Source organism: Micromonospora sp. bgisy143 (assembly GCF_057708145.1).
This window is the reverse complement of sequence record NZ_JBYIRN010000005.1, coordinates 67,364-79,417: the sequence shown is the minus strand read 5'-3', so window position 1 is coordinate 79,417 and position 12,054 is coordinate 67,364. Positions and strand designations below refer to the sequence as shown.

The following is a 12,054-nucleotide window of genomic DNA, read 5'->3' as shown; positions in this document are numbered from 1 at the left end:
GGACCGTAAGTGGGCGGGCGCACCGTGACGTCATGGACATCTACCACGAGATTCACGGCAACGGCGAGGGCCGGCCGCTGGTGCTCATCCACGGCGCGCTCTCCGGCATCGGCACCTCGTTCGGCACGATCCTGCCGCTCCTCGCCCGGTCCCGGCGGGTGATCGCGGTCGAGTTGCAGGGGCACGGCCACACCCCGGACGTCGACCGTCCGCTGACCGTCGAGCACTTCGCCGCCGACGTGGTCGAACTGCTCGACCGCCTCGGTGTCGACCGGGCGGACATGTACGGGTGGAGCATGGGCGCGGCGGTGGCGCTGCGCCTGGGCACCCATCACGCCGACCGGGTCGGACGGCTGGTGCTCGCCTCGGTGAGCTTCGACGACGCCGGCCTGCACCCCGGGCTGCTCGACGGCATCCAGGACCTGCAACCGGAGCACCTGCACGGCTCGGAGTTCCACGACGAGTACCTGCGGACCGCCCCGGACCCGGCGGGCTGGGCCAACCTGGTGACCAAGATGAAGGTGCTGGACGCGGACCTGCCCCGGTGGACGCCCGAGCAGATCGCCGCCCTGCCCGTACCCACCATGATCGTGCTCGCCGACTCGGACATCGTCCAGCCCGAGCACGCGGTACGGATGTTCCGGCTGCTCGGCGGCGCGGTGCCCGGCGACCTGACCGGCCTGCCCGCCTGCCGCCTGGCCATCCTCCCCGGCACCACCCACACCACGATCCCGCACCGCGCCGACTGGCTGGCCCCCATGATCGACGAGTTCCTCGACGACCCCGAGGCGGCCCCCCTTCCTCCCCGCGATCTTGCACTTTCTGTCGCGGCATAGCGCGCGAATGCCGCACAACGTCGACACAAAGTGCAAGATCGCGGGGGAGGGGAGGGCGGGGCAGGATGGGGTCATGACTGAGCATGTCCTGTCCGTTCTGACCGGCGAGATCGACGCGTTCACCGGGGCCCTGGCCGAGATGCCGCCGGCGGGGTGGGAGCAGCCTTCGCGCTGCGATCCGTGGCGGGTACGTGACGTGGTGGGGCACGTCATCGTCGTACTCTCGCGGGTGCCGGACATGGTCGCGGCGCCCGCTCCCGGGCGGGCCGGGACCACCGCGGCGGAGTACTACCGCGCGGACGGGCGGTTCAGCGACGACACGAACGACGAGCGGGTACGGACGGCGCAGCGCCGCGCGGCCGACCCGGACGCGGCCACACTCGTGCGGGATCTCGCGGACACCGGGCGGGCCGTCGTCGAGGTGTGCCGCGACGAGCCCGTCGACCGGGTGGTCCGGACCAGGCACGGCGACGCCATGCTGCTGTCCGACTTCCTGACCACCCGCCTGGTCGAGGTGGCCCTGCACGGCCTCGACGTCGCCGACGCGGTGGCCCGCGAGCCGTGGCTCACCCGGGCCGCCACCGAACACCTGCTGCGCCTGCTCTTCGGCCCACAGTGGCCGACAGCGCAAGCCATCGCCCCCAACCCGACCACCCTCCTGCGCAGGGCAACGGGCCGCGCCCCCGTCACCCCCGACGAGGCCCAAGCCCTCAAGAGTCTGGGCCTGCGCCCCCTGACCCTGGGTTGACCCGCCCCCGCCCCCCGCGATCTTGCACTTTCTGTCGCGACAAAGCCCATCCAAGGGCACGAATCGTCGACACAAAGTGCAAGATCGCGGGGGAAGGGCCGGGGGGCATGGCGTACCGGGCGTCCAGAGGGTAGAAACGGGGTCAGAGAGCGCTCTCACCGCCGAGTGCGCCCATGGTCCGCCCAGTCGATAGGACGAACCACATGACGAGCCCGTCCCGACGTACCTTCACCCTTGCCCTGCTGGTGACCACCGCCGTCGCCATCAGCGGCACCGCGGCCAGCGCCGGTCGCCCGACGCACCGCGCACCCGACTTCGGGCCGAACGTGACCATCTTCGACCCGTCCATGCCGGTCACCCAGATCCAGCAGACCCTCGACGCCGCGCACGCCCGCCAGGTCGACAACGAGATGGGCACCGCGCGGCACGCGTACCTCTTCACGCCGGGCAGCTACGGCACCGCCGAGCAGCCGTTGCAGGCCAAGGTCGGCTACTACACCGAGGTCGCCGGCCTCGGCGCGTCCCCCACCGACGTCGCCGTCAACGGCAAGATCGAGGTCTACAACCGGTGCCTCGCCGACGGTGGCACCGGCAACTGCCTCGCGCTTGTCAACTTCTGGCGCACCCTGTCGAACCTGTCGCTCACCGTCAACGCCGCCGGCCAGGACGGCTGCCGCTCGACGGCGAACTTCTGGGCGGTGTCCCAGGCGGTCTCGATGCGCCGGCTCAACATCACCGGCGGTGGGCTGTCCCTGATGGACTACTGTACGGCCGGCCCGCAGTACGCCAGCGGCGGTTTCATCGCCGACTCGCGGCTGCCGGCAACCACCAACGGCTCGCAGCAGCAGTGGCTGACCCGCAACAGCGAGGTCGCCGGGTGGTCGAACGCGGTGTGGAACCAGGTGTTCGCGGGCGTCGAGGGTGCGCCGGACGACGCCACCTTCCCCGACCCGCCGTACACGACCCTCGACACGACCCCGGTGAGCCGGGAGAAGCCGTACCTGTTCGTGGACGCCAAGGGCCGCTACAACGTGCGGGTGCCGGCGGCGCAGCGCGACACCCGGGGCGTCTCCTGGGCGAACGGCATGACCCCCGGACGGACCATCGGGATCGACGACTTCTTCATCGCGAAGCCGTCCGACCCGGTCCGTGTGATCAACGCGCAGCTCGCCCGCGGCAAGCACCTGCTGCTCACCCCCGGCGTCTACGACATCGCCCGGAGCATCGAGATCCGCCGGGCCAACACGGTGGTGCTCGGCATCGGCCACGCCACCCTCACCGCCGTGAACGGCGCCGTCCCGCTGGACGTCGCCAACGTGCCGGGTGTCATCGTCGCCGGCGTCACGATCGACGCCGGTACGGTCGAGTCGCCGGTGCTGCTGCGGGTGGGCCGGCAGCACGGCCACGACGCCAGCAGCCCGGCCAACCCGACGACGCTGTCCGACGTGTACTTCCGGGTCGGCGGCCCGCACATCGGCCGGACGAACACCGCGCTGGAGGTCAACAGCGACAACGTGCTCATCGACCACACCTGGGTGTGGCGCGGCGACCACGGCGTCGAGGGCTTCACCGAGGGCGTCAACGGCGACACCGACCGCTGGCGCACCAACACCGGACGGTACGGCGCGGTCATCAACGGCGATCACGTGACCGCCACCGGCCTGTTCGTCGAGCACTTCCAGCGCTACAACACCGTGTGGAACGGCGAGCACGGCACCACGGTCCTCTACCAGAACGAGCTGCCGTACGACCCGCCGACGCAGGCCGACTGGATGAACGGCCCGGTCGAGGGGTACGCCGGCTACAAGGTCGGCGACCGGGTACGCCACCACGACCTCTACGGCGGTGGGGTGTACGTGTTCAACCAGAACAACCCGTCGATCCACACCGAGAACGGCTTCGAGGCGCCGAACCGGCCGGGTGTGCGGCTGCACCACATCATGACCGTCAACCTGAGCGCGGGCACGATCGACCACGTCGTCAACGGTGTCGGCGACGCGGCCGACATGACGAAGGTCGGCGTGCCGGTCTACCTCGCGCAGTACCCGGTGTCGTAACGCTTCAAGGCGTACCAAAGGAGGGGCCGGAGCCGACGTACGGCTCCGGCCCTCCCGCGTCGGGCCGGAGCCACCGGCTGCGGCCCCGGCGGTGTCACTCAGGCGACGTCGTGGCGGTGGTCTGCGCGCGCCCGGACGGCGGGGTCATGGCCGGGATGCCCGGTATGGTGCTACCCGACGCGGTTGCCGTCGTGGCCCGGCCCGGCGGGACGAGGAACGTCAGGTCCGGCGTACGGGACCGGCCGGCGCGGCGCAGCGCGACCCCCGTCTTCGGAATCTGCTGCGTCGGACGGCCGTGCCGTGTGCCGGCCTGGTGCCGTCCCGTCGACGGGCGGGCCGCGGCCCTGCCGGCGCCCACCGGCCCGGCAGCGCGCTGTGGGCGTTGCCGGGCGGCCTGCTTGACGACCCGGTGCCGCGCGCGACCGCTGCCGGTCTTGAACCCGAGTGCGGGGCGCTCCACCAGGTGCCAGGAGAGGGCGGCGAACAGGACGCTGCCGAGCAGGCTCAGCGCGATGTAGCCGATGATCCCGAACCGGGTGCCGCCGAGCAGGGCGACCATCTGCTGCACCGGGAACCCGTAGATGTAGATCCCGTACGTGTAGTCGTTCCGGCGGCTGACGCGGGACCACCTCCTGGGCAACGCGACCGCCGCGAACAGCACCAGGTAGGCGAACGCCGGAAGACCGACCGCGAAGAATCCGCCCAGCCACAGCGAGCCGACCAGCGTGACGGCGGCCAGCACGGCCAGCGTGGAGTTCATCGGGACCCGGCGGGCGTAGAGACGTGCGGCGGCTCCCACCAGGAACAGGAAGCTGAGTATCAACGTCCAGTCCGCGGCGAATGCCCCGATCAGCGGGAACGGCCCGACCGCGCCGTGCTGGGGCGGCCGGGAGCTCCAGTCGGGCGCCGCGAAGAAGTCCGCCAGGATCAGGGCGTAGCAACCGCCGGTCAGCACGAGCACCGCGCGAGGAGCGCGCTGCAGCACCGAGGTCACCATGAGGATGCCGACGACGGCATAGAGCGCCAGGTCGTACCGAAGTGTCCACAGTGACCCGTCGAAGGCGCTCGGTCCGCCGACGAGTTGTCCGTACGGGGTGTCGGCCAGGAGCCCCGCGATGGGGAACTGCTCCATCGAGGCGAGGACGTTCGTCGTGACGTAGGCGAACGGGCCGTCCGGGTGCCCCCAGAACCCGTCGAGGTTGCCGTTCTCGTACAGCGCCGCCAGCGGGGCGAACACGAACGCGGTGACCAGCAGGCAGACCCACAACCCGGGAAAGACCCGCAGCGCCCGGGCGCGGACGTACTGGCGCAGGGTGGAGCGCAGGGCACTGTCGGTGATGAGGAAGCCGGAGATCAGGAAGAAGCCGTACAGGCACATGGTGCCGAGGTCGCTCTGTCGACCGAACGTCGCCGCGCCGATGTTCGCCCGACCGAAGCCCAGTGGCCCGGCGTGCGCGATGATCACGCCGCAGGCCATCGCCAGGCGAAGTACGCCAAAGGCGTTGTGCTGGGCGGAGAACCTGTCCTGCAGAGTCGGGGACTGCTGCCCGTTGACCAACGCCTGCACCTGACGACTCCTTCGATCACTGAACTGTGACGATCTCGGCTCGAAACGCTGCCGATCGATGGGCCAATTATCAGGCGCTATGGGTATTTTTGTCCGACAAACCGGATGATTGTCCGAATTGACGGTGCCGTCAGACGGGGGCGCCGATCGTTCGACGAACCTGCGTGACGCGCCGGTCCGACACGTTCAGGAGCCGCGCTATGGCGGCGACGCACCGCTCGGCGGCCCGTCCATCGCCGAACGGTGAGCCGGCCATCGGCGCGCGTTCGGTGGCGAGGTGCCGGAGGCCGGCCGACAGCAGCAACTCCGGGTCGGTGCCGACCAACTCGCCCCGCCCCGCTGCCAGGGCCTCCGGACGTTCCGTGGCGTCCCTGGTGACCAGCAGCGGTACTCCCAGGGTGGCCGCCTCCTCCTGCAGGCCGCCCGAGTCCGTGACGACCAGGTCTGCCATCCGCAGCAGCCCGACCATCTGCGGGTAGGGCAGCGGCGGGGTGACCCGCGTGTTGGCGATGCCCGCCAGGCCCGCGCTGACCTCGGCGCTGAGTCGGGGATTCGGGTGGGCGACCATGACGACCTGGACGTCGGGGCGCTGCCGTGCCAGGCGGCGCAGCCCGTCTATCGTGTCCGCCACTCCCTGGCCCCAGTTCTCCCGGCGGTGCACCGTCGCCACCACCAGCTTGCGGGTCGGTTCGACCCAGGCCGGTGGCCGGGCCGCGCCGCGCTCGACGAGGTCCTCGAGCGCGTCCACGACGGTGTTTCCGGTCACCGTGATCGCCTCGGAGGCGATGCCCTCATGCAGGAGGTTCGCCCTGGCGGCTTCCGTGGGCGCGAGGTGCAGGGCGGCGATCCGGGCGAGCATCGCGCGGTTCGCCTCCTCCGGGAACGGCCGGTCCAGGTCGTTGGTCCGCAGGCCGGCTTCCAGGTGGACGATCGGGATGCGTCGCCAGAAGGCGGCCGTCCCGCCGGCCAGGGCGGTCGTGGTGTCCCCCTGCACCACGACCGCCGCCGGACGGTCGTGTGCGAGCAGGTCGTCGACCCCCGTGATGAGGGCCGCCGCCAACTCCGCGAGCGAGCCGCTGCGCCGTTGTGGGCACAGGCTCACCTCGGGGCGGAGGCCGAACGGGAGGAGTGCCTCGGCGACGCGTCCCGGTTGTTGGCCGGTGTCCGCCACCCGCACCGTGAACCTCGGAGCATCGAGGAGACGGCGGATCAGAGGCGCGGTCTTCACCCCCTCCGGCCTGGTGCCGGCGAGGATCAGAACCTCTCGTGTCGACGACCTGCTCGCACACATGGTGGGTCAGCTCCTGGCGGTCGCGCGGCGACGCCGGTGGAGCGAGAACCCGCCGACGGTGCCCGCCGCGAGCGCGCCGATACCGAGTGCGAGTGGTGCCCCGGCGAGCGGGATCACCGGGATGGGCGGCGCGACCGCGTTGGCCCCGCAGTTCGACGTGCCGATGGTGACGCCCGCCAGCGCCCCGCCGAGAGCCGTGAGGTTCAGCGCGGTGACGCTGAGCTGACCGACGCCCGAGCTGCTCTGGCCGTTGAGGGTGAGGTCGATCAGCCCCGGCACGCTCAGCCCGGTGTTCGGTGCCGGGTTGGCCGGCAGGTTGAGCAGCGTCGTCTCGACGCCCAGCAGGGTGGAGGTGATGCGGGCGTTGACCAGGGTGGTCGTGCCGGTCGCGGACGGGCTGCTGGTGGCGGTGCAGGACGAGTAGATGGCATCGGCGACCAGGGCGATCGTGGCGAGACCGTTGGTGCCGAGGTTCAGCGTCACCGCCGCGCCGGGCGTGACGAGGCATGAGCCACCCGCGCCGATGGACACCGTGCCCCCTACGCCGAGCACGCCGGCGCAGGCCGCCGAGGTGCCGTCGTTGAAGGCACGGACGTTCTGCGCCAACACCCCGGCGGTGATGACGGTCTGACCGCCGAGCACCGCCAACGGCGGGTTCTGGTTACCGGAGATCGATTCGGTGGTGCCGTCGTTCGTCGCCGACGCGGTGCCGGAACTCGCGAGACCTCCACCGAGCAGGCTGATCTGTAGCGCGGAGGCCGAGGACTGGGATGTGTCGGCCAACGCCGGGGAGGCCGCCAGGACGGCCATGGCGAGGCCACCGGCCAGCACCGCAGCGGTACGGGCGAGACCGGATCTGACTCGTGGCATAGATGTCTACTTTCTGACGTGGGCGGTTGTGGGGCGGTCTGTGGTGGGGGTGGTGAGGTGCGTGAGGTGGACCAGGTGCCGTGGCGGTCTTATCGAGCGAGGTCCGGCGACACGGCTCGAACCGCGCGCCGGATGCGCCCGCCGTGGCTGGGGCTGGGCCGGTACGGCCACGGCCACTCGTCCGATGGCCCGGACCGGAGCCGGTTGTGGCTTGGGGTCGGCGGCGCGGGCGGTCTTCTGCCAGTCGGTGCGGGCGGTCACCATGCGGGCGAAGGCCAGCCAGACCGCGAGCGACTGGGCGTAGCTGTAGAGCCAGTGGCAGACGCCGAGCAGCAGAGCCTTGCCCACCGACAACTGCGGCTCACAGCGAATCCGGTAGACGATCCCCCACAGGGCGAACGGCCCGACGCCGAAGACGAGCACCAACGGTGGTACGCCCCACCCGCCGCTGTTCCACCAGCCGGCCAACCCGCCGGCGGTGCGGTCGACGTACCAGATCATCACCGCCAGGCAGGCGGCGTAGATCGGCGTGCCGAGGAGTTGGGTCCACGGCGCGGCCAGGAAGTGGGCGATCTCCAGCGTCGCGGAGTTCCTGATCCGGGGGGAGCGCAGCACCCGGCCCAGATAGCGGCCACACTGCATCGAGCCCTGAGCCCAGCGGGTCCGCTGCCGCACCAGCGGTCCGATCCGGGTCAGCGCCTCCTGGGCCACCCAGCTCTCCGCGCAGTACTCGGTGCGTCCGCCGGCCAGCAGGATGTGCAGGCCCAGCTCGAAGTCCTCGAGCAGGGCGCCGTGCCATGGGGTGCCGTGCTCGGCGGCGATGTCGTTGAGCAGCGACAGGCGGGTGAACTGGCCGTTGCCGCCCATCGCCACGCTGCCGGTGTGCCGACGCAGGGACTGCATGGCGGCGATCGGCGCGCGGAACTCCATGTCCTGGAGCCGGATGAGCAGCCGTCCCCAGCGGCTGACCTCGGTCGCCGGGGCGTACCGACGCGGCGCGCACTGGAGCATGCGCACCTCCACCTGCACGGCGCCGACGTCCGCCGCGCCGAAGTACTGCCGGCCGGACAGGGCGACGGCCCCCTGTGGGTCGAGCCGGCTGTCCGCGTCCAGGACGCCGACGATTACCCGGCTGCGGTCGACGTCGGCCGGCAGCGACTGCTCGATGCACCGCCAGGCGGCGTTCAGCGCGGCGCCCTTGCCCTGCCGCGCGTCCGGTAGCTGACGCCGGACGACGTGCACCCGGGGCTCATCGGCGAACGCGGTCAGTTCGGCGAGCGTGCCGTCGTCGGAGGCGTCGTCCACGCACCAGACGGTCACCTGCGGGAAGTCGCCGAGCAGCCGCCGCAGCGTGCCGCCGATGACGGACGCCTCGTTACGGCACGGCACGATGATGTGCCAGTCGAAGCCGTCCGGGCTGCCGCCCCGGGTACGTCGGGTCTTCAGGTGGAAGACCAGGATGCTCAGCACGTACGCGCAGAAGCTGACGCACAGCAGGAACGCCGCTGTGTTGAGCAGCGCGAGGGTCTGCGTCTCAGCGGACACCGGCGATCGCCCCCCGCATGCGCTTGGTACGGCTCACCAGGACGACGAACAGGATGGCCACGGCGATCAGGCCGGCCGTCGTGATCACGGATCCGATCAGCACGTGGCTGCGCTCGTAGCCGAGCCGGAAACCCCAGGTCTGCATCGAGACCACCACCGCGGCGAGGCGCACCTGGTTCACCGTGATCAGCAGCAGGGTGGCGATTCCCAGGGCGTTCAGTCCCCGGGACACCGAGATGCGCCGGAACCCGACGAGCGTCGAGGCCAGCACGATCGGCGGTATCAGCAACATGGCGACCGAGCATCCACTGGAGACCATGAAGCCGACCCAGCGCTCGTCGAGCGGGAAGATGACCGCCGCGCCGATCGACCTGGCGTGCGCCAGGCCGACGGCGTCAACGAGGCGGGCGTTCAACCAGGCCTCGCCGCTGGCGATGTCGTGCCAGCGCCACAGGGTCGCGGCGGCCACGGCGACGCCGAACAGGATGCCGGTCGTCGCGCGTAGCCATGCTCCCCAGGTGGAGGAACCTGTCATCGCTCACGGCCCAGCATGGCGACGAACCACAGCGCCAGGCCGAGCACGACCAGGCCGATGCCGACCAGCAACCACGACTGGATGGCGACGCCGGTTGCCGCCAACCCTCCGCCGATGTGTGGACCCTTGGTAGGTCTTCCGTACATGGCCAACCCCCTCGTGAACTCGAAGGTCAGGATGGCATCGGTAGAATCGGGCAAACAGGATAAAAACCCACAGAAACCCTAAAGAGTGATTAAATACCCCTTGCGGAGGGGCGGGGGCCGCCGATCTACCGGCATCCCTTGCGCCGCAACAGATTCGAAGCCCCGAGACGTGGTCCAGAGGTGGTCAAGATGGTGACCGGATACCCCCGCAGGACGGGCCCGGCGGCAACGTCCCGATGGCGCGCCATGGCCCGCTGGCAGAAGGCCATGGTCGCGCTGACCGTGGTCTTCGCGGTGCTCTGCGCGGGCGTCGTCACGGTCGGCTTCGGTCTGAAGCACCGATACGAGGGCCGGGTGCAGCGCGAGGACATCCTCGGTCAGGGCACCGGTCCCCGCGACGAGCGTCGGTGGAAGTCGGGGCCCCTGAACCTGCTGCTCCTCGGGTCGGACTCCCGCGACGGTGAGCCCGATCAGGCCCTCTACCCGGGGCAGCGCTCGGACACCATCATGCTGGTGCACATCAACGCCGCCCGGGACGCGGCCACCGTCGTCTCGATTCCCCGGGACAGCTACGTCGACGTTCCCGCGGCCGGATCGGTGTGGTCCGGCGGACTCAACAAGATCAACGCTGCGTTCGCCTTCGGCGGCGCCGCGCTGGCCGCCGAGACGGTCGCCAAGCTCACCGGTCTCCCCCTGGACGGGGTGCTGGTGGCCAACTTCGCCGCCGTCCGCAAACTCGTGGACGCGGTGGGCAACATCAACGTCTGCCTGCCGTACACGGTCACCTCCTCGGACACGAAGGTCACCTGGACCGCCGGCTGCCACGACCTGGACGGCAGGGCGGCCGACGACCTGATGCGGCAGCGGCACGGGGTGCCCGGCGGCGACTTCGGGCGCATCTACGACCAGCAGCTAGTGGTCCGCGCCCTCGCCGAACGGATCAGCTCGACGAGTCTGCTCACCAACCCGACACGACTTGACCGGGTACTCACCACGGCGGCCGAGTCGCTCGTCGTCGACCGTGACCTGGACCTGGCCGACCTCGCCCTCGCGGTGCGCCGGGTCAGGCCCGAGACCGTCCAGTTCGTCACCGCCCCCTTCAGCGACGCCAACCTCCAGACCCCGGCCGGATCCGCGGTACGGCTGGACGAGGTGAAGGCCCCGGCTCTCTTCGCGGCCGTACGCGAGGACCGTGTCGCGCAGTGGCTCGCGGCCAACCCGCAGACGGCGCCGGCCAACTGAGCCGTGCCGCCCGCCGCGCGGCACGACAAAACCAACGGGGTACGGGGATGTCGTCGAGCGCTGGTGCAGGGAGGTCGGAACGCGGGCTGTTCCGGGAAGCCCTCTGCTCGGGCTGGCCGGCCTGTGCCTGGGCCACGCTGCTCGACGCTTCGGCCGTCTCAGCGACGAGGCTCTTGCGCTGGCGGAGTCGCTGATCACGCCGGGTGGACACGGGCATGAGCGGTATGCCGCAGAGGCATCACGATGACTCTGCGGCATACCGCTCACCGGCACGTCGGCACGGCGTGCAGCCGACCGAACGGCCGGCGCGCTCGTTCAGCGCGACCGCTGCCAGTAGCGGCACGTCCAGTCGACCTGGTGCAGCTCGTCGTCGATGCCGTGCTCGGCACGGAAGTCGTCGACGGCCTGCTTGCACCCGCGTACGGCGTGGTAGTCGTCGATGATCACGTACCCACCGACCGACAGCTTCGGGTAGAGCGAGCGCAGCGCCACCATGGTCGAGTCGTAAAGGTCCCCGTCCAGACGCATCACCGACAGGCGCTCCACCGGTGCAGTGGGCAGGGTGTCCGAGAACCAGCCCTTGAGGAAGCGGACCTGGTCGTCGAGGAGCCCGTACCGTTCGAAGTTGGCCTGCACCTGCTCCTGCGACACGGCCAGGAAGGGCACCTGCCACAGCGCGTCCTCGACGTCCTCGACCCGTCTGGGGTCCGGCTTCGGCAAACCGCGGAACGAGTCCGCGACCCACACCGTGCGGTCCCGGTCACCGTAGGCGCGCAGCATCCCACGCATGAAGATGGTCGCGCCGCCCCGCCAGACGCCGGTCTCGATCAGGTCGCCGGGCACGCCCCGGTCCAGCACGTCCGCGATGCACCGCTCCAGATTGTCCAGCCGGCGCAGCCCGATCATCGTGTCGGCCTCCGGTGGCCAGTCCCGACCGTTGGCCCGTGCCTCCGCGTCGAACGGGAACTGGAGCACCAGCTCCAGCCCCTTGCGGTGCAGCAGGTGCCGGCCGCGCTGGAAGAGCTCCCCGTGCAGGGAACCCCGGCGTGGCTGGTAGGGCATCCACGTCTCGCGGAAGATGTATCTGGTCAGCGCCTTCTTCAACAGGTCGCAGTAGAGCGCGCGGGGATCGTCCAGCATCGGGTCGGACGACTGGGCGGGCGCCAACATCTCACTCATCGGCAATCTCCTTATCGGTGTCTCTGGTCGGCTGCTGG

At 70.6% G+C, this 12,054-nt stretch carries 11 protein-coding genes; 4 read left to right on the top strand and 7 right to left on the bottom strand.

The annotated features are described in order from the left end of the window. Positions 1 to 32: 32 nt before the first annotated feature. From AC3EN4_RS09760 to AC3EN4_RS09750, 3 genes are all read left to right on the top strand, one after another. The gene (locus tag AC3EN4_RS09760) at positions 33 to 836 is read left to right on the top strand and encodes an alpha/beta fold hydrolase (protein WP_435205592.1); all 804 of its coding nucleotides are present in this window, start codon (positions 33 to 35) and stop codon (positions 834 to 836) included. 73 nt (positions 837 to 909) lie between these two features. Next, entirely contained in the window at positions 910 to 1,584 is a 675-nt protein-coding gene (locus tag AC3EN4_RS09755; protein ID WP_435205591.1) for a maleylpyruvate isomerase N-terminal domain-containing protein, read from the top strand. A 203-nt stretch (positions 1,585 to 1,787) separates the two neighbouring features. Next, positions 1,788 to 3,641, top strand: coding sequence for an adenylyl cyclase (locus AC3EN4_RS09750; RefSeq protein WP_435205590.1), 1,854 nt, complete (start codon positions 1,788 to 1,790; stop codon positions 3,639 to 3,641). 94 nt (positions 3,642 to 3,735) lie between these two features. On the opposite strand, the gene AC3EN4_RS09745 is transcribed toward AC3EN4_RS09750, so the two are convergent. From AC3EN4_RS09745 to AC3EN4_RS09720, 6 genes are all read right to left on the bottom strand, one after another. After that, positions 3,736 to 5,208, bottom strand: a complete 1,473-nt coding sequence (locus tag AC3EN4_RS09745) for an acyltransferase family protein (protein ID WP_435205589.1) — start codon at positions 5,206 to 5,208, stop codon at positions 3,736 to 3,738. A gap of 130 nt (positions 5,209 to 5,338) precedes the next feature. After that, positions 5,339 to 6,499 (bottom strand): non-hydrolyzing UDP-N-acetylglucosamine 2-epimerase, encoded by a 1,161-nt coding sequence (gene wecB, locus AC3EN4_RS09740; RefSeq protein WP_435205588.1) that lies wholly within the window; start codon positions 6,497 to 6,499, stop codon positions 5,339 to 5,341. Positions 6,500 to 6,505: 6 nt separating this feature from the next. After that, entirely contained in the window at positions 6,506 to 7,369 is an 864-nt protein-coding gene (locus AC3EN4_RS09735; RefSeq protein ID WP_435205587.1) for a choice-of-anchor P family protein, read from the bottom strand. Between the two features lie 6 nt (positions 7,370 to 7,375). Beyond that, on the bottom strand, positions 7,376 to 8,914 hold the full coding sequence (locus AC3EN4_RS09730) for a glycosyltransferase (RefSeq protein WP_435205586.1): 1,539 nt from the start codon (positions 8,912 to 8,914) through the stop codon (positions 7,376 to 7,378). After that, entirely contained in the window at positions 8,904 to 9,449 is a 546-nt protein-coding gene (locus AC3EN4_RS09725) for a hypothetical protein (RefSeq protein ID WP_435205585.1), read from the bottom strand. The genes AC3EN4_RS09730 and AC3EN4_RS09725 overlap by 11 nt, the downstream gene beginning before the upstream one ends. Next, positions 9,446 to 9,595: a peptidase gene (locus AC3EN4_RS09720; RefSeq protein ID WP_421471411.1), complete on the bottom strand. Its 150-nt coding sequence runs from the start codon at positions 9,593 to 9,595 to the stop codon at positions 9,446 to 9,448. The genes AC3EN4_RS09725 and AC3EN4_RS09720 overlap by 4 nt, the downstream gene beginning before the upstream one ends. A gap of 246 nt (positions 9,596 to 9,841) precedes the next feature. Between AC3EN4_RS09720 and AC3EN4_RS09715 the strand changes: the two genes are divergently transcribed. Continuing rightward, positions 9,842 to 10,837, top strand: a complete 996-nt coding sequence (locus AC3EN4_RS09715) for an LCP family protein (protein ID WP_435205584.1) — start codon at positions 9,842 to 9,844, stop codon at positions 10,835 to 10,837. 315 nt (positions 10,838 to 11,152) lie between these two features. Here AC3EN4_RS09715 and AC3EN4_RS09710 read toward each other — a convergent pair whose 3' ends face one another. Then, positions 11,153 to 12,016 (bottom strand): TylF/MycF family methyltransferase, encoded by an 864-nt coding sequence (locus AC3EN4_RS09710; protein WP_435205583.1) that lies wholly within the window; start codon positions 12,014 to 12,016, stop codon positions 11,153 to 11,155. Positions 12,017 to 12,054: the final 38 nt, after the last annotated feature.

What these genes read in the sequence shown, in the direction of transcription:
- AC3EN4_RS09725 (WP_435205585.1), bottom strand. Translation starts at nt 9,449, where the DNA reads ATGACAGGTTCCTCCACCTGGGGAGCATGGCTACGCGCGACGACCGGC.
- AC3EN4_RS09720 (WP_421471411.1), bottom strand. Translation starts at nt 9,595, where the DNA reads ATGTACGGAAGACCTACCAAGGGTCCACACATCGGCGGAGGGTTGGCG.
- AC3EN4_RS09750 (WP_435205590.1), top strand. Translation starts at nt 1,788, where the DNA reads ATGACGAGCCCGTCCCGACGTACCTTCACCCTTGCCCTGCTGGTGACC.
- wecB (WP_435205588.1), bottom strand. Translation starts at nt 6,499, where the DNA reads ATGTGTGCGAGCAGGTCGTCGACACGAGAGGTTCTGATCCTCGCCGGC.
- AC3EN4_RS09735 (WP_435205587.1), bottom strand. Translation starts at nt 7,369, where the DNA reads ATGCCACGAGTCAGATCCGGTCTCGCCCGTACCGCTGCGGTGCTGGCC.
- AC3EN4_RS09710 (WP_435205583.1), bottom strand. Translation starts at nt 12,016, where the DNA reads ATGAGTGAGATGTTGGCGCCCGCCCAGTCGTCCGACCCGATGCTGGAC.
- AC3EN4_RS09755 (WP_435205591.1), top strand. Translation starts at nt 910, where the DNA reads ATGACTGAGCATGTCCTGTCCGTTCTGACCGGCGAGATCGACGCGTTC.
- AC3EN4_RS09715 (WP_435205584.1), top strand. Translation starts at nt 9,842, where the DNA reads ATGGCCCGCTGGCAGAAGGCCATGGTCGCGCTGACCGTGGTCTTCGCG.
- AC3EN4_RS09760 (WP_435205592.1), top strand. Translation starts at nt 33, where the DNA reads ATGGACATCTACCACGAGATTCACGGCAACGGCGAGGGCCGGCCGCTG.